The 25,705-nt window shown below is 59.4% G+C and carries 22 protein-coding genes; 10 read left to right on the top strand and 12 right to left on the bottom strand.

What is annotated here, in order from left to right; genetic code table 11:
- Positions 1 to 65 precede the first annotated feature (65 nt).
- From EJ576_RS22360 to EJ576_RS22390, 7 genes are all read left to right on the top strand, one after another.
- Positions 66 to 365: a hypothetical protein gene (locus EJ576_RS22360; protein ID WP_126571136.1), complete on the top strand. Its 300-nt coding sequence runs from the start codon at positions 66 to 68 to the stop codon at positions 363 to 365.
- Between the two features lie 236 nt (positions 366 to 601).
- Entirely contained in the window at positions 602 to 5,419 is a 4,818-nt protein-coding gene (locus EJ576_RS22365) for a dermonecrotic toxin domain-containing protein (protein WP_126571137.1), read from the top strand.
- Positions 5,420 to 6,092: 673 nt separating this feature from the next.
- Positions 6,093 to 6,356 (top strand): LysR substrate-binding domain-containing protein, encoded by a 264-nt coding sequence (locus EJ576_RS22370; protein ID WP_240037309.1) that lies wholly within the window; start codon positions 6,093 to 6,095, stop codon positions 6,354 to 6,356.
- A 152-nt stretch (positions 6,357 to 6,508) separates the two neighbouring features.
- The gene (locus EJ576_RS22375; RefSeq protein WP_371923952.1) at positions 6,509 to 6,919 is read left to right on the top strand and encodes a cation:dicarboxylate symporter family transporter; all 411 of its coding nucleotides are present in this window, start codon (positions 6,509 to 6,511) and stop codon (positions 6,917 to 6,919) included.
- Between the two features lie 380 nt (positions 6,920 to 7,299).
- Positions 7,300 to 8,070 (top strand): APH(3') family aminoglycoside O-phosphotransferase, encoded by a 771-nt coding sequence (locus EJ576_RS22380; protein ID WP_126571138.1) that lies wholly within the window; start codon positions 7,300 to 7,302, stop codon positions 8,068 to 8,070.
- 80 nt (positions 8,071 to 8,150) lie between these two features.
- Positions 8,151 to 9,200 carry a S9 family peptidase gene (locus tag EJ576_RS22385; protein ID WP_256656636.1) on the top strand — a complete coding sequence of 350 codons (1,050 nt, stop codon included), beginning with the start codon at positions 8,151 to 8,153 and terminating at the stop codon, positions 9,198 to 9,200.
- Between the two features lie 86 nt (positions 9,201 to 9,286).
- A complete protein-coding gene (locus EJ576_RS22390; RefSeq protein WP_068933995.1) occupies positions 9,287 to 9,958 on the top strand; it encodes a TetR/AcrR family transcriptional regulator in 672 nt (223 codons plus the stop codon).
- Here EJ576_RS22390 and EJ576_RS22395 read toward each other — a convergent pair.
- A complete protein-coding gene (locus EJ576_RS22395; RefSeq protein WP_126571139.1) occupies positions 9,955 to 11,991 on the bottom strand; it encodes an NADH:flavin oxidoreductase in 2,037 nt (678 codons plus the stop codon). The genes EJ576_RS22390 and EJ576_RS22395 overlap by 4 nt on opposite strands.
- A 156-nt stretch (positions 11,992 to 12,147) precedes the next feature.
- On the opposite strand from EJ576_RS22395, the gene EJ576_RS22400 reads away from it, so the two are divergent.
- Positions 12,148 to 13,041 (top strand): glycine betaine ABC transporter substrate-binding protein, encoded by an 894-nt coding sequence (locus EJ576_RS22400; protein ID WP_123474142.1) that lies wholly within the window; start codon positions 12,148 to 12,150, stop codon positions 13,039 to 13,041.
- A gap of 84 nt (positions 13,042 to 13,125) precedes the next feature.
- Here the strand turns inward: EJ576_RS22400 and EJ576_RS22405 are convergent, their stop codons facing one another.
- From EJ576_RS22405 to EJ576_RS22445, 8 genes are all read right to left on the bottom strand, one after another.
- Entirely contained in the window at positions 13,126 to 13,434 is a 309-nt protein-coding gene (locus EJ576_RS22405; RefSeq protein WP_126571140.1) for a hypothetical protein, read from the bottom strand.
- A gap of 220 nt (positions 13,435 to 13,654) precedes the next feature.
- Positions 13,655 to 14,716 carry an ATP-binding protein gene (locus EJ576_RS22415; protein ID WP_126571142.1) on the bottom strand — a complete coding sequence of 354 codons (1,062 nt, stop codon included), beginning with the start codon at positions 14,714 to 14,716 and terminating at the stop codon, positions 13,655 to 13,657.
- The gene (locus EJ576_RS22420; RefSeq protein WP_122724382.1) at positions 14,713 to 15,462 is read right to left on the bottom strand and encodes a response regulator; all 750 of its coding nucleotides are present in this window, start codon (positions 15,460 to 15,462) and stop codon (positions 14,713 to 14,715) included. The genes EJ576_RS22415 and EJ576_RS22420 overlap by 4 nt, the downstream gene beginning before the upstream one ends.
- Positions 15,463 to 15,526: 64 nt before the next feature.
- Complete coding sequence (gene flgG, locus EJ576_RS22425; RefSeq protein WP_126571143.1) at positions 15,527 to 16,312, bottom strand: flagellar basal-body rod protein FlgG; 786 nt, start codon at positions 16,310 to 16,312, stop codon at positions 15,527 to 15,529.
- A 70-nt stretch (positions 16,313 to 16,382) separates the two neighbouring features.
- A complete protein-coding gene (locus EJ576_RS22430; protein ID WP_126571144.1) occupies positions 16,383 to 17,540 on the bottom strand; it encodes a serine hydrolase in 1,158 nt (385 codons plus the stop codon).
- A gap of 110 nt (positions 17,541 to 17,650) precedes the next feature.
- Positions 17,651 to 18,097 (bottom strand): GNAT family N-acetyltransferase, encoded by a 447-nt coding sequence (locus EJ576_RS22435; RefSeq protein ID WP_126571145.1) that lies wholly within the window; start codon positions 18,095 to 18,097, stop codon positions 17,651 to 17,653.
- A 10-nt stretch (positions 18,098 to 18,107) separates the two neighbouring features.
- Complete coding sequence (locus EJ576_RS22440) at positions 18,108 to 18,476, bottom strand: BrnA antitoxin family protein (protein WP_122724390.1); 369 nt, start codon at positions 18,474 to 18,476, stop codon at positions 18,108 to 18,110.
- Between the two features lie 3 nt (positions 18,477 to 18,479).
- On the bottom strand, positions 18,480 to 18,761 hold the full coding sequence (locus EJ576_RS22445) for a BrnT family toxin (protein ID WP_126571146.1): 282 nt from the start codon (positions 18,759 to 18,761) through the stop codon (positions 18,480 to 18,482).
- 352 nt (positions 18,762 to 19,113) lie between these two features.
- Between EJ576_RS22445 and gabP the strand changes: the two genes are divergently transcribed.
- Both gabP and EJ576_RS22455 read left to right on the top strand, forming a co-directional pair.
- Positions 19,114 to 20,523, top strand: coding sequence for a GABA permease (gabP, locus tag EJ576_RS22450; protein WP_122724392.1), 1,410 nt, complete (start codon positions 19,114 to 19,116; stop codon positions 20,521 to 20,523).
- Positions 20,520 to 21,596 carry a GlxA family transcriptional regulator gene (locus EJ576_RS22455; protein WP_126571147.1) on the top strand — a complete coding sequence of 359 codons (1,077 nt, stop codon included), beginning with the start codon at positions 20,520 to 20,522 and terminating at the stop codon, positions 21,594 to 21,596. Before gabP ends, EJ576_RS22455 begins: the two co-directional genes overlap by 4 nt.
- Positions 21,597 to 21,598: 2 nt before the next feature.
- Here EJ576_RS22455 and EJ576_RS22460 read toward each other — a convergent pair whose 3' ends face one another.
- From EJ576_RS22460 to EJ576_RS22470, 3 genes are read right to left on the bottom strand one after another with little or no spacing between them, the layout of a single operon-like run.
- Complete coding sequence (locus EJ576_RS22460) at positions 21,599 to 22,942, bottom strand: cytochrome c (protein WP_126571148.1); 1,344 nt, start codon at positions 22,940 to 22,942, stop codon at positions 21,599 to 21,601.
- Between the two features lie 16 nt (positions 22,943 to 22,958).
- Positions 22,959 to 25,178 carry a xanthine dehydrogenase family protein molybdopterin-binding subunit gene (locus tag EJ576_RS22465; protein WP_123474136.1) on the bottom strand — a complete coding sequence of 740 codons (2,220 nt, stop codon included), beginning with the start codon at positions 25,176 to 25,178 and terminating at the stop codon, positions 22,959 to 22,961.
- Positions 25,178 to 25,633 (bottom strand): (2Fe-2S)-binding protein, encoded by a 456-nt coding sequence (locus tag EJ576_RS22470; RefSeq protein ID WP_122724401.1) that lies wholly within the window; start codon positions 25,631 to 25,633, stop codon positions 25,178 to 25,180. The genes EJ576_RS22465 and EJ576_RS22470 overlap by 1 nt, the downstream gene beginning before the upstream one ends.
- Positions 25,634 to 25,705 lie beyond the last annotated feature (72 nt).

The raw sequence follows: 25,705 nt of genomic DNA on the forward strand, positions 1-25,705 counted from the left end.
ATCATGGTGAACACCTTATGGTCCGAATGGGCCATAAGTCATTACTGACTTGCGAGTTGAAATCGATGAGCGATATTTACTGGTTTTCTGTGTCCAACCTTGAGACAACGCGGTATCCCGAATGGCGTCGGTCCTTCGGCGTTAATGAAGAAGGGGGCGTATTCGTGCCGGCGGCTATGGCCGCAGACACCTCAGAGCAGTGGGTTGTAGTCTTGGCAACGACTGAAAACCAGCCTATTGCGGTGTATCTCAATCATTATTTTGTGCCCAGTGGCTGGCTCAAACGAGAGTTTTCGAAGCATCGTGAGTTGATTGAAATTATTGAAGCACGAGCTCAAGCCGAAGACGTGGCTTTACCCCGTTAGTCCAATGTGGGTGATGGGATTGGTGAGCTGAGGTAAGCTCTGTCTCCCTGCCACCGATGCAACTGCTTGACCTGACGCCGAGGTTGGCCTGTGACAGTTGTCAGAGGCTGTGGCGCATTGGATGCTGTATTGTGGTAGTGCGTTACAGCCGTCTTCTCTACCTGCGTGGTACTTCTTTTTGCCCAGCTCCCCCACATCGGGTTTCGGAGCATTCACGGACAAAAAGGACGATTTCCATGCCCAGCAGCCCACCCATCACTGCGCCCGATAACCTGATCGCCAAGACTGTCGGCGCACAGTTTATCCACCATCCCACCTTGATATCCGTCACAGCCCAATGGTTGGAAAAGGGTATCAAAGAAGCCTATCCAACCTTGGACTTCAACCTCGTCACCACCAAGCTTGCCACTCCCAATGCACTGGGTGGATGGGATTTACGTTTTCTGCTTACGGTAGCCCTCGACCACATTGGTAACGGCACTTCACTGGATTTTTCAACGCGATACACACGGGATCACTTCCTGACCAACCGTGCACCGGAGCAGTTGGTCCCCACAGGAGTAGATGCGCCGCCAGTAGACATGGAGGTGATTGAGCAAGTTATCCGCGAGCTTCCTGCGATTGTCCCGACTGCTTTTCAACAGGCGCTGATCTCCTACTGGGACGAAGGTGTGGGGGGCGGGGCGAGCCATTGGCGCTGGCTCAGTGAACTGCTGCGCAGCAACCTGATAAACACGGCACTGACGCCATCATTCAATGAGGCGGCACGTTGTATTCTCCAGCAGGTGGCGGACTATCCGGATCGACTCGACCGCATGGTTGCGATGAAGTCTGAGGCTGTGCGCGTCTACGTCATTGAAACGACGCTGACCCGTGCGGGTGCCTCGTTCACATTGTTATCGCCTTATTTACTAGTGGTTAACGCCTCGTCGATCCTGCTCTGCCAACTATCGGGTGACGTTGAGTCGTTCACTACCCAAGATGCGTTTGATCACTACTGGGAACAGAAGATCCAAAGCGCATTTCTCGTCGACCAGATCACCTGCAAACGCTACGAACCCAATGGCAATGTGTTCGAGGTTCAGGCGGCTGCCGTGCTCAATCAGCAGTTGGAGGACCTGGCCGCCATCGCGTTGCTGTCCCAACAGGGGCTTCATGAACTGGAGCTGCAGTATGAGGCTGTAAGCGACCCCGCACCCTTGTTTGTCGCCCCGACACCGCCCACAACCGTTCTTCCTGCCCGCATGGCTGCCCATCTGCCCGACTGGTTGCAAGGCGCCTCGGATGCTCAGCGCCAGGCGTACCGCACGCATCTTCTGGAGCTTGCCAGCGCAAAGCATCAAGCCCAAGGAAAGTCGTTTCTGGACGGTGTTGATGACATCCGAACCTACGCCGCGAGTGCACTGCATAGGCAGATGCTGATCGATCAGCCGATAGCACCCGGCTACAACCCTGACGAACTTGAACTGGCATTCGACGTGGCCGCTGGGTATCCAGGCGGTTTAGGGATTATCCAGCGCAGGACGATGTCGCTGACGGACCTTGCTTTGAGCAATCTTGTCGGCAAGCCCAAAGGCACGATGACCGTTCGGCACACAGGCGGGCAGTTGATTCAGGACTGGACTACACCTGAATATTTGATCGGCCTGGTCCAGCGGGTAGATATCGGCAAGTCTTACCCGGAGTACCTGAAGGGCTTGCTGCTGTCCGAGGGCGCCGAGCCCCTGCAGCGCCAACGGCTGTTCGGCGAGCAGTTGCGCGCTCAACTACCGTTGCAGGCATTAGAGTTATCTATCCGTGGTCAGCAGGGCTTCACGGTGCAGGGCTATCGGTATGTCGCGGCACTGATGCGACTGAGTGACGCTGAGCGAATTGTAGAGGGCCAGCGCATTGTCATTCGTTCACTGGCCCTGCTGCGCCAGCCTGGCGCTCAGCCGGATAAGGTCCACAACATGTTCTTGATCGAAGCGCAGGATTTTCAGCCAGGTCCGGTCATTCTTTATCGTCCGTTGTACCCCCAACTGTTGATTCAGTACTCGAGTCGAGAGGCATTGCTTACAGCGATCGCACAGCCCGGCGCGTTGCAGGATAGCGTGCTGATGTGGCTCAACGAAACAGCCCGGCCGGTCTACGCCAACGGTGGTTTTACTGAACCGCATATCCTCCGTTTCGGCCTAGGCTCGGAGTTCGACAGCCTGGAGACTCCCGACCCCGCGACCTTGGCGGCAGACGAGGGCAGCGAGGCGTTGTTGCAGAACCTGCGCAATAACCAACTGCTGCCTTATCTATTTGGCGAGCATGCACGGGCGCTGGTCGACCTGGCTGACCGCGACTCGGTGTCCAATGCCGAAAGCCGCTGGGCGCTGCTGCTGGAGGGCGGAGGGATATTGCTCAATACCTTGCTACTGCCCTTGCTGCAGGGCTCTGCGATGTCGATCGCCTGGTTGCTGATGCTGACTCAAAGCCTGAACCAGGACATTCCCGCCCTGGAAAGTAACGATCCGCTTGCCCGAGAGCTGGCCTGGATCGACTTGTTGAGCAGTCTCAGCCTGGCACTGATGCATGCCAACTCCAGCGCGGTACCAAGGCAATCCTTAATCGCCGCCAATCCACGCAATACTGCATTGGCGTTGGCCCCCTTGCGTCGTCCTATGGGGACGCTACCCGTCAGTGTCAGGCGTGGGGCCGCCACCGTCGCGTTGCCTGATGTGCCGATTGCTGACGGTCGAACGGCCCTCGATTTTGCCTTTTCTAACGCTTTGAACCACCTCAGTACCAGCCAGCGCGCTCATGTCGAGAGCTTCAAGGTCCCTCGTCCCGCCGCTCTGCCGATGCCGATTATGACCGGGCCGCTCCAAGGTCTTTACCGCCTTGAGGGCGGTTTGCACGCCTTGGTCGGCAATGACCTGTACCGCGTAAGCCGAGAGTCGAGTCGTGTGTTTATCGTTGATGCTCTCGACCCATCACGCACCGGGCCATGGTTGAAGAGCAATAGCAGCGGCCGCTGGACTTTGGACCTTGCACCGAAGCTTCGGGGTGGTGCTCCGGGTGACAAAATCAAGGAACAACAACAGAAAAACCGCGCTGCAAAGAGGAAAATGAAAGCCGAACAGAACCGGCTTGATCTGGAAACCGCACGGGTAGCAGATGTTATGACTGCGCGTTTTGATAACCTCAAAGTTCAACGGGGCCTTTATCTTTCGGCCAGAAAGAAGCTCAGAAATTGGTGGACTCTGCTTGAGCAAAATACCGATGAACGAAAAGTCGCTTTCCTGAAAAAACAGCACGAAGACGAACAAGCCAACTGCCAGGCACTGCGTCAATCACTCAACAGCGCACTGGAGGTGTTTGTTTCACAGGCCACTCTCTTGATGGATGCGCGCCGCGCGGTGATCAAGGCCATCAAGCCGGTAGAGGCCGCACTCGAAACCAGTGAGTTTGAGAAAGAACGGTCCACCGAATATGGCGCCATCAGTGCCACCCAATTGCTCATCCATAACCAGCACTTGGCGTTGGCCATGGACAGTGAGTTCTCACTCCGAGGTGAGTCTCTGGGGGAAATCACCCGGCGTATCGACAAGCAGGTAGTGGCACGTACTCCCGAGGCCTATCAGGATTTGATCACCCGCCTGGCGGATATAAGTGAATGGGACGAGCAACTGCTACAAGACACCTATGCGCTGGATGCCACGCTGAATGAACACGCGCGGGACTCTGCGCGGGGCCTGGGCGAGAGCCGGGCGTTCGTGAAATCACTGCCCACCCAGGAAATGGCCGACCCGTTTAACGTTGTCCTCAACAACCTCTACCTCCTCAGGACGCTGAGTATCGATCGGCTCAAGCTGACGGACGCACCCTATGTCCATCATTTTTGCCAGTTGCTCAACGAACAGAACCTGCGATTGGCGACCTCTTCTCACATTGCGTTGAGGACGTATTCACATTTTTCTGTCAGCGAGCGCAAGGCGGTGCTGACGACGTTGATCAACCAGTATGGCGCCCTTGCGCGTGCCTCTGGCTCACTGCATGAGCTTGATCCTGGGCTGAGCCGTCCTCTATATCAGGCACGCTTTCTGGAACGGCTGGACCAAGCCCGTAGTAGTGCCGAGTCAGACCTGGCGCAAATGATTCGTGAGGAGGAAGGGGTGGCACTGCCCACGCGTGCGCTCACACTTCGAGAGCCTAAGCGTTCCACTCATCGTGTGTTCAGGACCCAGAAACGTGGCACATTGATCGGTGATGTTCGGGCGGCGCAACCCGACGAACCGGAAGCCATCATGGATATTCGTGATCCCTTCACCCAGCAGCGGGTCGCCAGTTTTATCGAGCACCCCACTGAAGGGGGCTGGAAGGAGCTGGTCGTTGCCGGCCCTGTAAGGCCAGCACCTGCACCTGTCAGGCGCTCCTTGGCCAATTTGAAGATCGCTGCCAATCAACTGATGGAGCAAAGAACACACATCGAACGCTCCATCCACTTCCAGATGAAAAAGCTGCAAGACCCGACACGTCGCGAGCACGTCAACCCGATGGATTGGGACATTATGCTGACACAGCAGGCCGGAAAACTGAGCGGCATTATTGACGAAATCGAGGTCGCCCATGCTGCCAAGCCTGGTGTGGTGTCGTTGCTGGACGACTATCGAACCAAGGTTGCTGACATGCTCGAAGCGGCGCACGACTATTGCAGCAAAGGCTACAAGGCACAGCGTCCGACCCAGGAAAACGTCGACTACCTGTGGACCCACCGAAAGGTCGATATCAACCTGGTTCACCGACGAGAGCTCACTGCCAGCGGCGATTACGTTGCTGAGTTTGCTGTTCGCGAGAAGAACTCACCGACTGTGCTTTGGTATGCGCACTTTCACTATGCCGATATGGATGCGCTGGACAGCGCCTACCGCGTCGCCCATCTGAAACTGGCCAGCCAACGCTTCCTGCTGCAAAAAGATCTGGTGCGCGAAGCCGGCGCCAGCGACGAAGCAGTGGTGAAGGTGATCTATGCTTCGGTGACGCCACCGCTGGATCACAAGCTGTTTCTCAGCTTGCTTGGGTGAGCGCAGTGATGGGGGAGTGGCCTTGTGGGGGCAGGCAACATGCGTGCGCGTAGGCTTTGGCCGAGCACGGAGACTCCTCCTAGATAGCGCATTTGGTCTGCCCAGGCCTGGGCTTTGTTGCCTCTCGCGTGTTTTTCAGAAGCCGCTGTCGGCGATGCCACACGGGGATCTCGGACACGGCTGACACTCGAAGCAGAAGTGGCTGCTCAGCGGCTTGCCAGCCTCCACAAATGAGTACATAGTTGCGCACATCGAAACGACGAATGTGCAAAAAAACATCAATTGTTTCAGGGAGATAGCGCGGGAATGTCAGTCTCGTTTCCCGCTCAAAATACAAAAAAAAAGCCACTCAATCGAGTGGCTTTTTTTGCCTATGATTTACGGAATACAGACTTAGGCGTCTTTTTTCGTTTCTGCGAAAAGCTACTGAAGGCCAGGGTAATCCAGTACGAACAAGTACAGGATTAAGAACAACATTACGGACAGACCCGAATTCGTATTGTTGCTGGGTCCTCTCAGGCCTTCAGGTGAGCATCAGGTGCTGATTCTCTTACAGGAGCTCACCATGCCTCTCTCAGAATTCGCCATCCGGCATGCCCGGACTAGATAAGCCAGGCTATTGCTGGGGGCTAACTACAGTTGGCAACTCACTGGTCCGAGCAGTGAAACGGTTTTGATCAGCCATTTCCCACGCCTTGTCAGCGACGACATTGCCGTATTAAAAAGCGCAATCCTTGAAGGCGTCGGCATAGCCGTGTTGCCACACGCGACGATCAGCCAGGAGTTGGCCGATGGGCGTTTGCTCCGACTATTAGAGCCGTGGGAGCCCGCTGAAGGTGTTATCACTGCGGTATTTCCTTCACGCAGAGGGCTGCTTCCCTCGGTACGCGCACTGATTGATTTTCTTGCGAAGTCGTTCGAGAACAATCGTCTATGACACTCGTTAGGAGTGGACATCGACTTACCTGTCGAGGCCGCTTCCGCACGCCATCTGAATCGCCCAGTTTAATGCAGCCTGTACCGCGCTCTCACGTACTTGCAGCGCCGGGTTGGTGAGGTCCCTGGTGGCCAGTTTCAGGGCTTGCTCACTTGGGTAGTTGGACTGTTCAGCCAGCAACGTCGAGCGCTGGATCGTCGGCAGGTTATTGCTTCAACCTGGACGGCAGCTGCATCAACATGACAGTGCTGGCGATCTTCATTGCCCAGGCACTGGACCTCGATGTGTCGCTGTATCACCAAGTGACCTTGCTGTTGATCCTGCTGCTGACCTCCAAAGGCGCGGCGAGTGTGACCGGCGGCGCGTTCATTACCCTGGCCGCTACCCTCGGTTCGATCGATGTAATTCCTGCGGCGGGGTTGGTGCTGGTGTTGGGCGTTTACCGATTTATCTCGGAAGGCGGCGCGCTGATCAACGTGATCGGCAACGGCGTTGCCACGCTGTTTATTGCACGCTGGGATGGGGCGTTGGATCGAGAGCAGCTCAAGCGTGAGTTGGGGTAGGGCGTGCAGCGACGCTAAAGGACAATTGAAGGTCAGTAGCATGATTGGGCAGTGAGCCTGCTTGCTCCCGATACGCGTGAGGCTCCACGCGGGATGTGAAACCGAGGGGAACTCTTTCACAACTCTTTACCTTTAGCGTGTGGATTATCCAAAAAACAAAGTGCTAATTTGCGTTTTCTTTAGAACAGCAAACCGGGTGCTGCCGTCTGCCTCATACCGGGTACGCTTTTCTTCAACCCCATCACTCACCACCTGGAGTCGGCCCATGAGCCGATACCTGAATTCCTGTCTTATCGATGCTGGTGAAGAATGTTGCCTCGCAAGGAAGGGGGGCTGGTAATGACGATGGCTGCTTTTGTTGATAAGAGAGTAAAGCGCTGATGAAATTTCCTTCCCAGTGGTCCCGGCAGTTCGATGGGGCGACGATCGAGCGCCAAATGGTTGGCGAATCCGGGGCCGAGGTTTTTCGCGTCCGCGGTGCCGATGCGCAGGACCTGTTCGTGAAGGCCGAGCCTATTGGCGTACACAGCGAGCTGCCGCAAGAGATTGAGCGACTGGGTTGGATGAACGGGCTGAACTTGCCTGGGCCGACAGTGCTTGATGCCACGACGGAAAGTGATCGGCATTGGTTGCTGATGACGGCTGTTCCCGGAAAGGATCTGTCCGATTGCGCCAGCGTATCTCCAACCGAACTCATCAGCATCCTCGCAACGGCCTTGCGCGCGCTGCATCAGGTGCCTGTTGAGCTATGTCCCTTTGATCACTCGTTGGAGCAGCGCATAGACATCGCCAGGAGCCGAATGCTTGCTGGCCTCGTTGACGAGGACGATTTTGACGATGATCGAACAGGCCGGACTGCCGCCGATGCCTTTGCAGAATTGTTGGCGTCACGTCCCAAGGTCCAAGATCTTGCGGTCACCCACGGCGATGCCTGCCTGCCCAACTTCATGATGGAAGGCAGCCGTTTTACCGGCTACATCGACTGCGGTCGGCTCGGTATCAGTGACATCTATCAGGATCTTGCGCTGGCAGCCCGAAGTATTGAACGTAACTGTGGAGCCGCCTGGGTCGCTCCGTTTTTCAGGGCCTATGGCGTGGAGCCGGATCATCGACGCATAGCGTTCTACTGTTTGCTGGATGAGTTTTATTGACCGCATGAACAGCTGGGTCGCATGCCCCTGAGGCTCGGCCGATAGACAGGGTAGCGATCAGGATGCATAAGAAGTTTGTGATGTTTGTCGTCGCGGGAATCTGCGCAGTGCTGCTGGGCTTGACTGTTTTCATTCTGCAGAATCTGTCCGATATGGCGTTCAGCAATGCCCGGGTTTCGACGCTGACGTTTCGCTCAGGAGGGGCGCAGTTGGTTGGGACGCTGGCATTGCCTCCCGATGTGCAAGCGGGGCCCATCGTCCTGATCATTCATGGGGATGGGCCCATGGACCGTTTTGCGTCCGACGGCTATTTCCCGCTCATCAACAGTTTGCTCGACGCCGGAATAGGCGTTTTCACGTGGGACAAACAGGGGGTCGGACAGAGCACGGGGAATTGGCTCAACCAGTCGATGTCAGATCGAGCCACGGAAGCCCTGGCTGCACTTGCCCTGGTGCGCGAGCAAAAGGGCGTTGTAGCCGATAAGGTCGGGTTTCTGGGTTTTTCCCAAGGCGGCTGGGTGATTCCACGCGCCGCCAGTGAAGGAGATCCCGGCTTTTCGGTGATTGTCGGCGCAGCCGTGAACTGGCGCCGACAAGGCATGTACTACACGCGGGTACGAATGGCAGATGAAGGGCGGACCCAGGATGAAATCGACGCAGCCGTGAAGGCCGAATATGCGAAGAACGACCGGGTTTTCGGCGCGTCGGATCAAACCTACAACCCTGACCTTTTTCCCCGCATGGACGCGGCCCATTTCAACTTCGTCCAGAAAAACTACAACGAAGATGTGACGGCGGCATTGAAGACCACGAGGGGGCCGGTATTGGCGATCTGGGGTGCGCTGGACTTGAACGTCGATACTGCCGAGGACTCGCGTCTCTACCGGGATCTATTTGCAGGCGTCAGGCAAAGACAAACGGTAGTGATCCCCGACGCCACTCACAGCTTGTTAAGGGCTAGCCTGTTCAATTATCAATTGGTAACGCAGTGGCCCGTATGGAAAGAGTATCTGTTCGCAGGGCTGGGGCGTCATGCTTATGCGCCCGGCTCCCTGGCATTGATCACCCGCTGGATCAAGTCTTCATCCGCAGCCGAGTTGAGTGGCGTTGAGCGCGGTGGCCAAGGGTGAAATGTACGTCGCTGTACACTCTCTGTGCGCTGTCCTGCTTGGGCGTGTAGAGTGACCGGCAATTCCCAGGTAAAGGTGACCCAAGGATGTCGCAACCCGCAAAACCGCGAGGCAAGAACCAGGACACAGGCTGGCGCGGCTCGGTCGATGTGTGGCTGGACGCCGCCTACGCGGCCCTGAAAGAGTCCGGTATCGACGCCGTGCGCGTGATGCCCCTGGCCAAGCAGCTTGGCTTGTCACGCACCAGTTTCTATTGGTTTTTCGAAGATCGGGAGCAACTGCTTGCTGCGTTGTTGACCCGATGGCGCGACAAGAACACCGGCAACCTGGTGCACCAGTGCGACCGCTATGCCGAGAGTATTTCCGAGGCTATTCTCAACGTCTTCGAGTGCTGGTTGAACCCGGAGCTGTTCGACTCACAATTCGAATTTGCCGTACGCAGTTGGGCGATGCAATCGGCGGAAGTCGCGGCAGAAATCGCGCAGGCTGATGACACCCGCATCAATGCCCTGACCGGGATGTTCCGACGTTTTGGCTACGATGAAGAGGCGGCTGATGTGCGTGCGCGGACCATCTACCTGACGCAGATCGGCTATATCTCGATGAACACCACCGAAGAGGTGGTGGTGCGGTTCCGGCGTATTCCCCAGTATGTCAGCGTGTTCACCGGCAAGGCCTTGAAGCGGCGCGAACTGGACCGCTTCTATGGGGCGTTTGGCTATGCCGAAACCACACCGGGGGTGTTTGAGCGTTTTTAAAGGTCCTTGACCAACCGCAACGCATCGTAGATCGCCGCATGGGTATTGCGTGCGGCCACTGCATCGCCGATCCGGAACAGTTGGAAGCAACCTTCAGGGTTGGTCACGATGTTCTGCGCGTTCCCTGCAATCAAGTCCTGCTGCTCAACCGCGCCGCCATTACTGGAATGCTTGCGCAAGTCGAAGTACAGGTCATCCAGGGGAATCGTGCCATGGTTGACCACCACCTGGTCGACCACCCGTTGCTTGTGCACCGCGCCGTAGTCACTGCCAAAGCGGGCGAGCAAGCGACCGTCGCGTTTCTCCACCGACTCGACCCGATAGGTCACGGTAAAGGTCACATCCAGGTCCTGCAGGCTGCGCATGTAGGGCACCAGGTTCATGGCCATGACTTCAGGGGCGAACGCACGGTCCGGGGTGACGATTTCGACGCTGGCGCCACTTTGCGCAATCACCTCGGCGGCTTGCAGCGCGGCATGGTCGCCGGCATCGTCGAAGATCAACACATGGCGCTCCGGTTTGACGTCGCCGGAAATAATGTCCCAGGTCGACACCACCCATTCATTGCCCTGAGCCAGCACCTCTGTGTGCGGCATGCCGCCGGTAGCGACGATCACCACGTCCGGCTCATGGGCCAGCACCGTCTCGGCCTCGGCCCAGGTGTTGAAGTGGAATTTCACACCAAGGCGTTCGCACTGGGCCATGCGCCAGTCGATGATGCCGATCATCTCGCGGCGCCGCTCACTCAGGGCGGTCAGGCGGATTTGCCCGCCGGGCTGGTCCGCCGCTTCCATTACTGTCACATCATGCCCGCGCTCGCCGGCAACCCTGGCCGCTTCCAGCCCGGCCGGACCCGTGCCGATGATCAGCACTTTGCGCTTCACCGCTGCCTTGGGAATGTCATGGGGCATGCTGGTTTCACGGCCGGTGGCCGCGTTGTGGATACAGTAGGCGGCGCCGCCCTGGTAGATGCGGTCCAGGCAGTAGTTGGCGCCGACGCAGGGGCGGATGTCTTCTTCACGGCGCTCGATGATCTTGCGCACGATATGCGGGTCGGTCATATGGGCGCGGGTCATGCCGACCATGTCCACCTTGCCCGACGCAATGGCGTAGCGCGCGGTGGCGACGTCCGGGATTTTCGCCGCATGGAAGGTGGGGAAGCCGGTGGCCGCACGGATTTCGCCGGCAAAATCCAGGTGCGGCGAGTTGCGCATGCCCTGGATCGGAATCACGTCGGTCAGCCCTGCGTCGGTATCGATATGCCCACGTACCACGTTGAGAAAGTCCACCAGCCCACTGTCCTTGAGCATGTGCGAAACCTGCAGGCCTTCGCTGGCGGTGAATCCACCCGGCACGGTTTCGTCGCCGGTGTAGCGCACGCCTAGCAGGAATTCTTCACCGACGCGCTGGCGAATGCCGCGCAGGACGTCGAAGGTAAAGCGCATGCGGTTTTCCAACGAACCACCGTAAGGGCCGTCCAGTTCGTTGGTCAGCGGTGACCAGAACTGGTCCATCAAATGGCCGTAGGCTTGCAGTTCCAGGCCATCCAACCCGGCGGCTTTCATGCGCTCGGCGGCGTCGACGTAGTCCTTGATGATCCGCTCGATGTCCCAGTCTTCCATCTTCTTCGGGAAGGAGCGGTGTGACGCTTCACGACGGTGTGACGGCGAGACCACCGGCAGCCAGTCGGCCTTGTCCCAGCGTGTGCGCCGGCCCAGGTGCGTCAGCTGGATCATCACCGCCGCACCGTGTTCGTGGCACTCATCGGTCAGGTCTTTCAACCAGCCAACCACTTCATCTTTGTACGCCAGCACATTATTGAACACCGGCGGGCTGTCCCGCGATACGGCGGCGGAGCCTGCAGTCATGGTCAAGGCCACGCCGGCCTTGGCGCGTTCGACGTGGTAGGCGCGGTACAACGCCTGCGGCATGCCGTCCACCGGATAGGCCGGTTCGTGGGCCGTGGTCATGATCCGATTGCGCAGGGTCAGGTGCTTGATTTTGTAGGGCTGCAGCAGGGGATCGCTGGACATTATTCTGTGCTCCGTAGTGGGCATCATCAGGCTCGGCGATCTGAAATTAGGATAAATGTACATGTGTGTCAATAATGCTCTACATGCATGTACATTTTTATTGCGATGCGCTGAAGTCGTCGCTAAGATCGGCGTCATCCCTTAGGAGGACGTCTGATGAATGCTCATGTGCACTGTCGGAAAAAAGCCTGTGCCTACCTGTTCGGCCTTGCGCTGGGCGCCAGTGCGGCGGTGACCCACGCAGAGGAGAAACCACCGGTCCGCATCGGTTGGGTGAACTGGTCCGACACGGAAATCACCGTCAAGCTCGCCAGTACGGCCTTGCAGGAACATCTCAAGCAACCGGTCAAGCTGGTGATGGCCGACATCGGCATCCAGTTCCAGGCGCTGGCCAACGGCAATATCGACCTGATCCCGATGGTCTGGCTGCCCAGCACTCACAAGGCGTTCTACGACAAGTACAAGGACCGGCTTGAAGATCTTGGCGTGCTGTATGAAGGGCGAATCGGCATGGCTGTACCCACTTCGGTGCCGGTCGCGGAAGTCTCCAGCGTGGAAGACCTGAACAAACCCGGGATCCGCGAGAAGTTCGACGGCAAGATCTTTACCTCCGAAGTCGGCAACGGCCAGTACAAGCTCACCGTCAAGGCGATTGAGGATTACAAGCTGACGGGCTACAAACTGGTGGGGTCTTCGGAAAGCGGCATGCTCAACGAGCTGGACCGCAATCTCAAGCGCGACAAGTGGTCATTGGTCAACGCCTGGAGCCCGCACTGGATGTTCTCCAAATGGTCGCTGCGCTATCTGGATGATCCCAAGCAGGTTTTCGGCGGCGCGGAGCAGATCCACGCCATGGCCCGTAAAGGCTTCAGCCAGGAACACCCCGAGGTGGCGTACTTCTTTGCGCATTTCTCGATCCCTCAGGCCGACCTCGAAGCGCTGATGATGCAGGCGCGGGAGAGTACGGCAGACAAGGCGGTGGCGGCGTATTACGCGGCGAACAAGGTGCGTTTTGAGGGGATGTTCAATCCGGGATTGGTTGCCCGGTAGGCATAGCCTTCTGCTCAAGGTTTCCGAGCGATTTTGGTGAGCGGGCTTATTGTGGTGAGCGGGGCAAGCCCGCTCACCACGATATCAGGCATATGAATAGCCGCCACGCGCTGCTCGCAGCGAATCGCGAACGGCATCGGTGCGCAACTGAAGTGTCATCTGCGCCTCGTCGATCACGATTTCTGCGACGATCAACACGCAGATCAGCGGCGCGGTCACGAACCAGTGGCACCAGCATTGCGTCGCCAGTGACCCGAAAACGCCGATGATCCACAGCGCCAGCACCCACTTGGGCGCGCGCTGTTGCAGCGGCACCCAGAACCGTTGCAGCCGTTTCAGGCGGGCCGTGTGCAGTCGCAGCGACTCTTCGAGGAGTGATAGGGAAGGGCTCATGTTCACACTCGTTAAGTTATCCGGGCACGGCTGGGGACGGGATGCCCCAGCCACGACAGGTTGATGCGTTCAACTTCTATCCAATGCCCGTTTTGAGGCGTTGCAACGCAGCTTTTGAACGCAATGCAAACATGCTCGGCGTTCAATAAGACAAAGCATCGATAGCGTTGGTTTTTTTTGAACATCATGGAAAAGATGCACATGGCGGGGCCTGGTTTACTCAAAGGTTCCAGCTGAGTTCAAACAGCGTTCCGCCGTTTTCCATTTTTCGACACGTCACCGCGCCGCCATGGGCAATGGCAATCGCACGCACCACCGCCAGGCCCAAGCCACTGCCACCCTGGGCGCGTGAGCGAGAGTTTTCGCCGCGCTGAAAGGCTTCGAAAAGGTGCGTCGCAAAGTCCTCATCAATGCCAGGGCCGTCGTCGCGTACCCTCAGGTAATGAACGCCATCACGCGTGCTCAGGTGCACGTTGACGTTGCCCGGTGTCGCGTGCCGACGCACGTTGTCCAGCAGGGCCAGCAAGGCCTGGCGGATACGCGCGGGATCGCAGCGCAGAATGCGGCGTTGCAGGTCCAGTTGCAGGGTAAAACCAGCAGCGGCCAGGCTCGGTTCGAACAGCCGCACATCGTCCTCAACCCCTGCGGCGAGGTCGGCCTCTTGCACGTTGATGTCGAGGTAGCCGCTGTCACCCAGACCCACCACGCGCAGGTCCTCGATCATCCGCGCCAGCCCTTCGACCTGCCCGAGCAGGCTGTAGAACTGCGCCGTGTCCGGCTCGAATACGCCCTCGGCCAAACCTTGCAGGCGACCCCGCAAGATGGTCAGCGGCGTGCGCAGTTCGTGGGCAATCGCCGCGTTCCAGAACGCCTGCTCCTGCGCCATGCGTTTCAAACGTTGGGCCATGCTGTTGAAGTCATTCACCAAAATAGCCGCCTCACCGATGGACTCGTCGCTGGCCACGGCCTGCACATCGAGGTCGCCGTCCGCCAGTTTGCGCAGGTTTTCGGCCACAGAATTCAAGGGCATCAGGATGCGACGGGATAACTTGGTGGCCACGAGTGCGCCTACCGCCAGGCTGACGCAGGTGGTCAAGCCCATCCACGCCCATTCGGCATTGGCCGGCATCCACTCGTCGACCTGCTCGTCCGTAAGCGGCCAGTAGGTCCAGAGCAGGGCGTAGAACACATAGGAGCCGATCACCGCCAAGGCGATCACGCACAGCACCACGACCGACATGGACAAGATGATCTGGCGGCTCAAGCCATTGAATAGTTTCACGCGCCACTCCCGAACCGATAACCCACCCCGCGAATGCTCGCCGGCACGCCTTGCAGCCCGAGGTCTTCGATCTTGCGGCGCAACTTACTGATATGGCTGTCGACCGTGCGTTCCAGGCTGTCGCTCTCCGGCGAGCACAGTGACAACAATTCTGCGCGGCTGAACACGCGTTTCGGCGCTCGGGCCAACTGCGCCAGCAATCTGAACTCGGTGACGGTCAGCAGCAGCGGCAACGTGTTGCCTTCGATGTTCACCGTGACCTGATGGCTTTCGATATCGATTTCAAACCCATCCACTCGCAACACGCTGGCGCTGACGCCGGATTTGTAGTTGACGGAGCGCCGCAGAACCGCCTGGGTACGTGCCACCACCTCGGCCGGGTTGAACGGCTTGACGATGTAATCATCGGCACCGATACGCAAACCCATCAACTTGTCCATGTCCTGGTCCTGTGCGGTCAGCATGATCACCGGCGTGTTGCCGCGATGGCGCACTTCGGCCAGGACTTGCCAGCCATCGACATGGGGCATCAGCACATCCAGCAGCATCAGGTCTGGCTTGAGGCTCAGGTGCAGCTCCAGCGCACGCCGGCCATCAAGGGCGTGGGCGGTGCGAAAGCCGCTGCGCTTGAGATAGGCGATCAGGATATCCGCAATCTCGGGCTCGTCTTCCGCGATCAGCACCAAAGCCTGGTTCTCTCGGATGCTGTTGGGCCGGGGTGTCGATGCGGCGGGGTAATCGTTCATAGTCTGCTCGGTGAATAGGCCTTGTCGTGATTGCCGTTCCATGGTCCACGCTGTTATGTGTTGATCATAGCTTCTGGGTGAGGGCGCCCAACATCTGGTTGGCGGTGGAAATCACTTTGGAATTCATCTCATAGGCCCGTTGCGTGGTGATCATGTTGACCATCTCTTCTACCGTGCTCACGTTCGAAGTCTCCAGGGAGCGCTGCAACGTGCTGCCAAAGCCGTTGAGCCCCGGCGTGCCGACTTGGGGCGCTCCACTGGACGCGGTTTCCAGGAACAGGTTGCCGCCGATTGCCTGCAAACCAGCCGGGTTGATGAAGTCGGCGGTCTGCAGGTTGCCGATGACTTGCGTCGCGGGGTTGCCGGCCACAGTGATGGACACCGTGCCGTCCTGGCCGACGGTGAAGGTCTTGGCGTTGTCCGGCACCACAACGGCCGGCTCCAGGGCGAATCCGCTGGCGGTGACCACCTGGCCATTGGCGTTCAGATGAAAGGTGCCGTCACGGGTATAGCCGATGGTGCCGTCCGGCTGCAGCACCTGGAAAAACCCCCGGCCATTCACGGCCAGGTCCAGCGGTTGCCCGGTGGTCTGCAGGCTGCCGGCGCTGAAGTTCTTCTGGGTACCGACGATCTGCACGCCGGTGCCGAGTTGCAGGCCCGACGGCAACGCACTGTCTTGCGTCGATTGCGCGCCCGGCTGGCGCTTGATTTGATAGAGCAAATCCTGGAACTCGGCACGATCGCGTTTGAAACCGGTGGTCGAGACGTTCGCCAGGTTATTGGAAATGGTCGTCAGCTGGGTGTCCTGGGCCGACAAGCCGGTTTTTGCGACGTACAGGGCTGGAATCATTGGGCTCTCCGCGTGACCCGCTCGATGGGGCACTGTGATGAACCTGATTGTGCACAGCCAACGTGCGCATTCATGGGAGGTTTTGTGGAGGAATGATGGAGAGGGCAGTTTTTTTCCGGCCATGCTCATTTAAGCCAGGCTCGATCAAGCCCGCCACGCCACGCCCGATGACTTCCGGGTAGCTGTGCTCGGCATCCAGGTTGGTCAGCACCACCACCGTCAGCCTGTCGTCGAGGTAGCGCGAGATAGACGAGGTAAAGCCTTGCCAGGAGCCGCCGTGCTCGACCACGGGGTGCCCGTTGATCGTGCGAATTTCCCATCCGAAACCATAGCCTTGCGCACGCTGTTTGCCGGCGTAGGGGTAGGGCGTCCACATTTTTCTCAGTGAGGCTTTTTTCAGCAGAGTTTCATCGTAAAGGGCACGGTCCCAGCGCTCCAGGTCGCGCACGGTGAAGTAGAGCGTGCCGTCTGCGGTAGCGTTGAACGTCGGCGAGACCCATTCCTGGTTCCTCAACACACCGTCCACCTTTTCGTAGCCCGAGACACGGTTGGGCACAAGGTCTAGGTCTGAGATGACGCGCGACGAGGTCATGCCCAACGGTGTGAAAATACGTTGCTGGAGAAACTCGCCATAGGGCTGCCCGCTGGCGCGATGGATCAGGATACCGAGCAACACGAAGTTGGTGTTTTCGTACGTCCAGCCTTCGCCCGCCTTGAAGTTGACCGGCAGTTTGGCAATGGCCGCCGTCAGTTGTGCGTCGGTAAAGTCCTGGCGGATATCCAGCGGTGCGCCGGGCTTTTGCAGCTCAGGCGTGTCATAGGCCGACAGCCCGGACGTGTGGGACAGAAGGTTGGCTACTGTAATTGGCGCCCAACTGGCCGGCGCTTCGGGAAAATACTGCCGGATGCTGTCATCCAGGCCAACCCTGCCTTGTTCCACCAGCATCATGACGGCCGTTGCGGTAAAGGACTTGCCCACCGAGCCGGATTGCAAAACGCTGTCCGCGCTCATGGGCACGTTGAGTTCCACATTCGCCAGTCCATAGCCTTTGGCGAATACGGTGTGGCCGTTTCGATACACACCGAGGGCAAGCCCCGGCAACTGCTGTCGGGCCATTTGCGAGGTTACATAACGGTCGATGGCCGAAAGCTGTTCGGCCGTGAGCGGCGTTGCAATCGCCGGGGGCGCCGACATCAGCAGGAGGCTAGTCGCAAGAGTTCGGAGCATGGAGACCTCTAAAGCGTTGTCGCTGTTTTGGGAGGCGCCAGTGTGCACAAGGGGGGTGGAGTTTTACGGGAGGTTCGATGGAGGGGGCGTGGAGCCGATGGGAAACACAATCACAGGGGTTGGATGAATTTCACATACACCTGCTCAGCGTCGTGGTCGTCCAGGTTGTCGATCTGCCCGCTCGGCACGAATCCAGCCTTTGCAAACAGCGCCTGGGCTGCGGTGTTTGACGCATTGGTCGAAGCAAACAGCTTGGGCGTCTTGCATGCCGCCTGCGCCGCCGCCAGCAACCGCAGCGCCACACCTTGACGCTGATGCGCCGGCGACACGACGACCAGCGCCACAAAGCCATGATCGAAAAAGTCATGGGTCAGCACCAGGTAACCGGCGCATCGGCCAGCGGTGTCGACGGCAACCAGGCATTGTTGGCGAACCACGGCGTCATGGATGAACACGCGGCGAGGGGTGTGGGCGGTTGCGTAGGCGTCCAGTTCGATCAGGGCACGCACGTCGTCGGGTGTGGCTTGGCGGATAATGTTTATCGAGCATGTAGGCACAGGAATACCTTCACTGATTGGGTTTGGCTTTTGACTTGGTCAGTTTGGGTGTGCCAAGCACTCGATTCAACTCGCCAGCGAGCGCTATCAACTGCTGTTCCAGTGCTTCGACCTCGCCAGGCCCAATGCCATCGTTAATTATTTGTAGGGTTTTGGTCTTTTTCGTCGATGCAGGCGTGAGGTTATGCGTGCCTTGGGGGAGCAGCGCCTGGCGCAACAGATTATTGATCACTGTTTGATAGCCCGTACCGGCATTTTCCGCACGCTCGCGGGCGGCTTCAATTACTGCATCATCTAACATGATCGTGATGCGGGTCTTGCCCTTGGTACTGGCAACCGCGCCGCGTTTGCCAGTACTGAAATTGTATTCGTCTTGCATGGTTCAAGCCTCCAGATACTGGTGTCTTTCATTTTTGGATGCGAGCCTGGCACTGATAATGCGTACGAAGTTTGGGTCACCATAGGTGTAGGCCACCACTAAGACCCTTCCTTTTGTACCAGTACCCATGATTACCCATCGCTCCTCGTCGTGATCATTGTCTTGAATGGTCAGAGCCGCTTCGTCGTAGAACACCGATTCCGCGTCGGCAAGGCTGACGCCTTTGTGCTTCTGCTGATTTGCAATGCTTTTTGCCTTGTCATATTGAATCCTGAAAGTCCTCATTATGCATACTTTATATGTATATAAAAGCGATTGGCGAAAGTGACAGTCAGGGCGGAGGTTTAACTCATAAGGGTTCTTATTTGGATGCACAGTGCCCTCATCTATCCGTGGGGGTTCGATTGTGCTGAGGCTTCGCAGGTATGTCCGTGCGTAACCGGTGATCTGTTAAGTAGCCAGGTTCTGATTCCGCCGTCAGATGAGGTCCCATGTCGATATCAGACCAACTCCCGCCGCTCCCAGGCTATTTTTGATGAACTCAGGCCGCGTAAGGTGACCCATCATTAAGAAATGATGATCGCCTGACTCTTCAGTCAGTACACCTTGACGTCGATCACCGAGAACAACAAAAACAATGAATAGCCTGAATTCCAACGATTCCAACGGCCAGTTGGCGCAAGGCTTCAAGCCGCGTCATGTGACCATGCTTTCCATTGCAGGCATTATCGGCGCGGGGTTGTTTGTCGGTTCCGGGCATGCGATTGCGGCGGCGGGGCCGGCGGTGCTGCTGGCTTATCTGTTCTCTGGCACGCTGGTGGTGCTGGTCATGCGCATGCTCGGGGAGATGGCGGTGGCCAACCCCGATACCGGGTCTTTCTCGACCTATGCCGACCAGGCCATCGGGCGCTGGGCCGGCTTCACCATCGGTTGGTTGTACTGGTGGTTCTGGGTGCTGGTGATCCCCATCGAGGCCCTGGCCGCCGGGCATATCCTCAACCAGTGGTTCCCGCAGATCGACGCTTGGCTGTTTGCCTTGTTGTCGATCTTTTTGTTGGTGGTCACCAATCTGTTCAGCGTGTCCAAGTACGGCGAGTTCGAGTTCTGGTTCGCCATGGCCAAGGTGATCGCGATCATCGGCTTCATCGGCTTGGGCTTTGCGGTGCTGATGGGCTGGATTCCCGAGCGCGAGGTCAGTGGGTTGAGCCGGTTGATGGAGGAACACGGCGGTTTCGCGCCCAACGGACTGTCGGCGGTGGTTGGGGCCTTTATCACCATCATGTTCAGTTTTATCGGCACTGAGGCGGTCACCATCGCGGCGGCCGAGTCCAGTAACCCGGCGCAGAATATCGCCCGGGCCACGCGCTCGGTGATGTGGCGCATTGGTGTGTTTTACCTGTTGTCGATCTTCGTGGTGATTTCCGTAGTGCCGTGGAATGACCCGTTACTTGCCTCGGTAGGCTCTTATCAGCGCGCCCTGGAGCTGATGAACATTCCCCACGCCAAGCTGCTGGTTGATGGGGTGGTGTTGATCGCTGTGGCCAGTTGCATGAATTCCTCCATCTACATTGCCTCGCGCATGCTGTTTTCCCTGGGCAAGCGCGGGGATGCCCCCACGTTGATGAAGAAGACCTCGGCGGCCAGCGTGCCTAGGGCCGCGGTGATTGCCAGCACCATCCTGGGCGCGGGCGTGACCCTGTTCAGTTACTTCGCGCCGGCTGGGTTGTTCCAGTTTCTGCTGGCCAGTTCGGGCGCCATTGCCTTGCTGGTGTACCTGGTGATCGCCGTGTCGCAGTTGCGCATGCGCAAGATCCTGCGACAGCGCAACGTCACGCTCACCTTCCAGATGTGGCTGTTTCCCTGGCTGACCTGGCTGGTCATTGCGTTCATCTGTGCCGCATTGACGGTGATGCTGGTCACGCCTGAACACCGTTTTGAAGTGTCATCGACCATCGGCCTGGCCCTGCTGATTTCCCTGGTCGGCTTGCTCACCGCGCGGCAGCCCGAACGCACGCAAAAACCAGTGGCCGCAGCCTCACCGCCATGAGTGGCCGCCCTGTAAGCAGCATCGTGTTCTTGCTGCTGGACCAGTTCACCCTGATGTCACTGGCCTCAGCGGTCGAGCCCTTGCGCATGGCCAACCAGCTCTCGGGCCAGGAACTGTACAAATGGCACACCGCGAGCCCGGACGGCAATCCCGTGTGGGCCAGTGACGGCGTGCCCATCACGCCGGACGGTTCGATTCTCAGCGTGCCGTCCGCCGACATTGTGATTGTCTGCGGTGGCATCGGCATCCAGGGCACCGTGACGGGTGAGCTGGTCAAGTGGTTGCGCAGCCAGGCACGTTACGCCAAGCGACTGGGCGGTATCTGTACCGGTAGCTTTGTGTTGGCGCGGGCCGGTTTGCTGGATGGCTATGAATGCAGCGTGCACTGGGAATGGTTGGCGGCCATGCAGGAGGCGTTTCCACGGGTGACGGTCAGTTCCAGCCTGTTTACCCTCGACCGCGACCGTCTCACCAGTTCGGGCGGCACGGCGCCCCTGGACATGATGCTGCACCTGATCGGCCGTGATCACGGGCATGAGCTGTCGGCGGCCATCTCCGACATGTTTGTGTACGAGCGCATCCGCAACGAGCAGGACCATCAGCGCGTGCCGCTCAAGCACATGCTCGGCACCCAGCAGCCCAAGCTGCAGGAAATCGTCGCGTTGATGGAGGCCAACCTGGAGGAACCGATCAACCTGGATGAGCTGGCTGCGTATGTCGCGTTGTCGCGTCGTCAGCTTGAGCGCATGTTCCAGAAATACCTGCACTGTTCGCCGTCGCGCTACTACCTCAGGCTGCGGCTGATCCGGGCGCGGCAGTTGCTCAAGCAGACGCCCATTTCCATCGTGGAACTGGCCGTGCTCTGCGGCTTTGTGTCCACGCCGCACTTCTCCAAGTGCTACCGCGAGTACTTCGGTGTGCCGCCCAGCGACGAGCGTTCCGTCACCGACAGCGAGCGATCCATCGCGCTCAAGCCGGTGATGCATGCGTTGCCCACGCCCGCGCCCATGAACGTATTGGAGCAGGCGCGGGGAGAGGCAACGTTTGCCAGCGTGAAAAACCTGAAGCCCTGAACTCAGCGCATGTGCAGGATGATCGGGCTGCTGCTCGCCGGGTCAGTGTGCCCGCGCAACTTGCCCACCGCTTTGGCATCCACCGTGCCACCGTTATTGCCCCAGGTGCTGCGCACGTAACTCAGTACATCGGCGATTTCCGCGTCGGACAATTGCTCACGGAAGGCCGGCATACGGTAGGCATCCGGCACGCCGGCCGCTACCACGCGTTGCGAGCCGTTGAGGGTGATGTTGATCGCCGAGGCGCTTTCTTTCGCCAGTGCTGACGTGGCGCCGGCCAGGGGCGGCATCCACTCGGGCTGGCCCTTGCCGTCGAGACCATGGCAAGAGGCGCAGCGAGTGGCGTAGGTGTGGGCGCCGGGAGCGTCTTGAACCGCCGCCACCGCCTGATACTGCCAGGGTGCGCCGTCGCGCTGCGGGTCGCCGGGCAATGACTTGAGATAGCGGGCGATGGCCGCCAGGTCCTCGTCCTGCATGAATTGCGTGGAGTTGTTGAAAGCCTCGGTCATCGATCCGTAGACCACCGCATGGGCGTTGCGCCCGGTCTTGAGGAACTGCACGATCTGCGGCTCGGTCCAGCGGCCCAAGCCGGTGTTAGGGTCCTGGCGCAGACTCGGCGCATACCAGCCGTCGAGCAGGGCGCCGGCAAGGAACGGCGCGCCAGATTCATCCAGGGCTTTTTCATTGAAGGCCAGGCCGCGGGGCGTGTGGCAACTGCCGCAGTGGCCGGGGCCTTGGACGATGTAGGCACCACGGTTCCACAGGGCGTCCTGATTGGGCTTGGCCGCGTAATTCGCGGTGGGCGCGAACACGCCGTTCCACAGGGCGATGGGCCAGCGCATGTTCAGCGGCCAGGGAATATCACTGGGAATATTCGGTTGGTTGGCCGGTTTTATGCCCTGCATGAAGAACGCGTACAGCGCTTTGATGTCGTCATCGCTGAGTTTCACGTAGGACGGGTAGGGCATGGCCGGGTACAACCGGCGGCCACCCGGTGCCACACCATGGCGCACCGCACGGTCGAAATCGGCCAGGCTGTAAGTGCCGATGCCTGTCTGTTTGTCCGGTGTGATGTTGGTGGCGTGGATCGCCCCCAGCGGTGTAGCCATTTCCAGGCCCCCCGCGAACGGCGCCTTGCCCGCCAGACTGTGGCAGGCCACGCAATCGCTGAGGCGGGCGACATACTCGCCACGGCTGACCAAGGCGGGCTCGAAGTGGGCTGCGGCCTGTTCCTGTTCGAACGGCGTAGCCGGTTCACGGGTAACGTACCAGGCCAGCAGGCCTGCGGCGACCAGGCAGGGCAGCACCAGCCAGCCTGCGGTTCTTGCGAATCGACGGTTGTTCATGGGCGTTTCCTGAAGGTCAGCTAAAAGTGTGTCGGCTCAAGGGCAGGCTGCGCACGCGCTGGCCTGTCAATTGCGCCACCGCGTTGGCCACGGCCGGAGCCACGGCGGGCAACGGCGGCTCGCCGATACCGCCCATCTTTTCGCCACTCTCGACTATCCGTACATGCACCCGTGCCATCTGCGCGGGCCCCAGGATCGGATACAAGTCGTAGTTGCGCGCCCGTGGCTTGCCGTCCACGTACACCGCTTCCTCCAGCAAGGTCTGGGACAAGCCCAACGCCACGGCGCCATTGACCTGGGCCTCGACAATCGCCGGGTTGACGATGCTGCCGGGGTCGATGGCTTGCCAGATATCGTGCACCTTGACCTTGCCGTTCTCGATGGACACCTCAGCGATCGCCGCCGTGTGGGAACCGAATGGCGAGGCCATGGCCACGCCACGTGCGCGTCGAGTGCCATCCTCGGCAGTGAAGGGGCCGCGCTTCCAGCCACCGGACAGTTCACCCGCCGCTTGCAGCAAGGTGGTCAGCCGTGGGTTGTCGCGCAGCAGGTGCAGGCGCAGCTCATAGGGATCATGCCCGCCCTTGTCCGCCAGCTCATCCAGGAACGACTCGTAGAAAAAGTCGTTGAGCGAATTGCCCACCGAGCGCCAGTAACCGAGCATCGGCGCGCCTTTGACGTAGATCTGCGCGATGCGTTTGTTGGGGATGGCGTAGGACTTGCCCGATAACCCTTCAACCGCTGTGGGGTCGATTTTATCGCCCTGTTTGCCAGCGAGGGCTTCGGTCGGGCCTTCGGTCGCACTGACGGCTTCGATGGCGACCGGCAAGCCTTTGTCATCCAGCGCGGCGCGGAACTTGACCACTGCCACTGGGCGCAGCACATCGCGCAAGAACTCTTCTTCGCGACTCCAGATCAGCTTGACCGGACGGCCCACCGCCTTGGCCAATGCAATGGCCTGTGGGTAGGGGTTGGCCGAGTCATACAGGAAGTGTCGGCCGAAAAAGCCACCGAGTAGCGGCGAGTGCAGGTTGATTTGCGCAGGGTCGAGGCCGGTGCGCTTGGCGATGTCGGCGCGGAACATGTCCGGCGCCTGGTTGGGCAGCCAGATGTCCAGGCTGCCATCCGGATTGAAGCGCGCCAGGGCTGATGGCGGCTCCAGTTGGCCGTGGTTGAGGTATTGGTTGTGATACGTCGCCTCGAGCTGGGTCTTGCCACCTTTCAGCGCGGCGGCGACGTCTCCTTCGTTCTCGTCGTCGCGGACCGGGCCTTGCTGGGCAGCAAGAAAGTCGAAGTGCTTGTCGCTGGAAAAGTCCGCTGGCATGACGCGCAATGTCGAGTCGGCGGCCGCTTCCTGCCAGTCAACCTGGATCGCTTCAACCGCACGCTTGGCGTGCCACCAACGTTCAGCCACCACCGCCACCGCGCCAGGCAGCACGTGCACCGAATGTACGCCTTTCATGCCTTCGACCTGAGGCTGGTTGCGCAGGCTGCCGACGGTCATGCCCAGGCGTGGCGCATGTTGTACCGCCGCGTGGAGCATGTTGTCGACTTTCAGGTCGATGCTGTAGAGCGCCTTGCCGGTGGATTTGTCGTAAGCATCCAGGCGCTTGACCGGCTTGCCGATCCAGCGGAACTGGCTCGGGTCGCGCAGGGTGATGCTGGCTGGATCTGGCACGGGCATGTCGAGGGCGCTGCTGGCCAGTTCGCCGTAACCCAGCGAACGTCCGGACGCCGCATGCACCACTCGGCCGGGCTGGGTGGTCAGTTCGCCAACCGGCACGCCCAATTGTTTAGCGCCAGCCTGCAGCAGCATCGCGCGGGCCAGGGCACCAAGGCGACGCATGGTCGGGTAGCTCATGCGCACCGACATGCTGCCGCCGGTGATGCGCATACCGTTCTCCATCACCACATAGGCCTCGCCGGGCGGGGCGGCTTCGACGATGAAAGTGGCGGGGTCGGCATCCAGTTCTTCGCCGACGATCTGCGCCATGGCGGTGTGGGTGCCTTGTCCGCCTTCCATGAACGGGCTGAGCAGGCGCACTGTGCCGTCGGGGCGAATCTCCAGGAACGCCGGCACCTGGGTGCCGCGTTCAGCGGCGGTGGCGGCTTGCACTCGACCCGAGCCCAGTGGCAGGCCAAAACCAATGACCAGTGCACCCACGGCCGTGCTCGCCAGAAAACGGCGGCGCGATAGGTTGACCGGTGCATCCAGCAGTTCGTTGAGGATGCTCATCAAGCGCCCTCCTGTTTGGCCAGGGCGTCGACGGCCGCGTGTATGGCGTTATAGGTGCCGCAGCGGCACAGGTTGATCATCGCTGCGTCGATCTGCGCCTTGCTGGGCGCGGGGGTGTGCTTGAGCAGCGCAGTGGCCGCCATCACCTGACCGGACTGGCAATACCCGCATTGCGCCACCTGATGCTCGACCCAGGTCGCGACCACGCGCTTGCCCACTTCATGGGTTTCAATTGCTTCGATGGTGGTGATTTCCCGCCCGACCACCCCGGCAACCGGCGTGACACAGGAGCGCACCACATTGCCATCCACCAGCACCGAACAGGCGCCGCACTGGGCCAGGCCGCAGCCGTACTTGGTGCCGGTCAGGCCCAGGTCATCGCGGATCACCCACAGCAATGGCGTGTCCGCGTCGGCATCGACCTGATAGGCCTTTTGGTTGATTCGTAATTCCATGGCTCACCTGCTGATCAACGGTAGGTGCGGCCTTTTTAATAGTCAATGCACTGGCCGCTTATCGACGAACTC

The sequence above is a fragment of the Pseudomonas sp. C 49-2 genome, assembly GCF_003970195.1.
GTDB classification, from domain to species: domain Bacteria; phylum Pseudomonadota; class Gammaproteobacteria; order Pseudomonadales; family Pseudomonadaceae; genus Aquipseudomonas; species Aquipseudomonas canadensis.

Bases quoted from the DNA above. Each gene is read 5' to 3' on its own strand.
- EJ576_RS22360 (WP_126571136.1), top strand. From the start codon at position 66: ATGAGCGATATTTACTGGTTTTCTGTGTCCAACCTTGAGACAACGCGG.
- EJ576_RS22365 (WP_126571137.1), top strand. From the start codon at position 602: ATGCCCAGCAGCCCACCCATCACTGCGCCCGATAACCTGATCGCCAAG.
- EJ576_RS22380 (WP_126571138.1), top strand. From the start codon at position 7,300: ATGAAATTTCCTTCCCAGTGGTCCCGGCAGTTCGATGGGGCGACGATC.
- EJ576_RS22385 (WP_256656636.1), top strand. From the start codon at position 8,151: ATGTTTGTCGTCGCGGGAATCTGCGCAGTGCTGCTGGGCTTGACTGTT.
- EJ576_RS22390 (WP_068933995.1), top strand. From the start codon at position 9,287: ATGTCGCAACCCGCAAAACCGCGAGGCAAGAACCAGGACACAGGCTGG.
- EJ576_RS22395 (WP_126571139.1), bottom strand. From the start codon at position 11,991: ATGTCCAGCGATCCCCTGCTGCAGCCCTACAAAATCAAGCACCTGACC.
- EJ576_RS22400 (WP_123474142.1), top strand. From the start codon at position 12,148: ATGAATGCTCATGTGCACTGTCGGAAAAAAGCCTGTGCCTACCTGTTC.
- EJ576_RS22405 (WP_126571140.1), bottom strand. From the start codon at position 13,434: ATGAGCCCTTCCCTATCACTCCTCGAAGAGTCGCTGCGACTGCACACG.
- EJ576_RS22420 (WP_122724382.1), bottom strand. From the start codon at position 15,462: ATGAACGATTACCCCGCCGCATCGACACCCCGGCCCAACAGCATCCGA.
- flgG (WP_126571143.1), bottom strand. From the start codon at position 16,312: ATGATTCCAGCCCTGTACGTCGCAAAAACCGGCTTGTCGGCCCAGGAC.
- EJ576_RS22430 (WP_126571144.1), bottom strand. From the start codon at position 17,540: ATGCTCCGAACTCTTGCGACTAGCCTCCTGCTGATGTCGGCGCCCCCG.
- EJ576_RS22440 (WP_122724390.1), bottom strand. From the start codon at position 18,476: ATGCAAGACGAATACAATTTCAGTACTGGCAAACGCGGCGCGGTTGCC.
- EJ576_RS22445 (WP_126571146.1), bottom strand. From the start codon at position 18,761: ATGAGGACTTTCAGGATTCAATATGACAAGGCAAAAAGCATTGCAAAT.
- gabP (WP_122724392.1), top strand. From the start codon at position 19,114: ATGAATAGCCTGAATTCCAACGATTCCAACGGCCAGTTGGCGCAAGGC.
- EJ576_RS22455 (WP_126571147.1), top strand. From the start codon at position 20,520: ATGAGTGGCCGCCCTGTAAGCAGCATCGTGTTCTTGCTGCTGGACCAG.
- EJ576_RS22460 (WP_126571148.1), bottom strand. From the start codon at position 22,942: ATGAACAACCGTCGATTCGCAAGAACCGCAGGCTGGCTGGTGCTGCCC.
- EJ576_RS22465 (WP_123474136.1), bottom strand. From the start codon at position 25,178: ATGAGCATCCTCAACGAACTGCTGGATGCACCGGTCAACCTATCGCGC.
- EJ576_RS22470 (WP_122724401.1), bottom strand. From the start codon at position 25,633: ATGGAATTACGAATCAACCAAAAGGCCTATCAGGTCGATGCCGACGCG.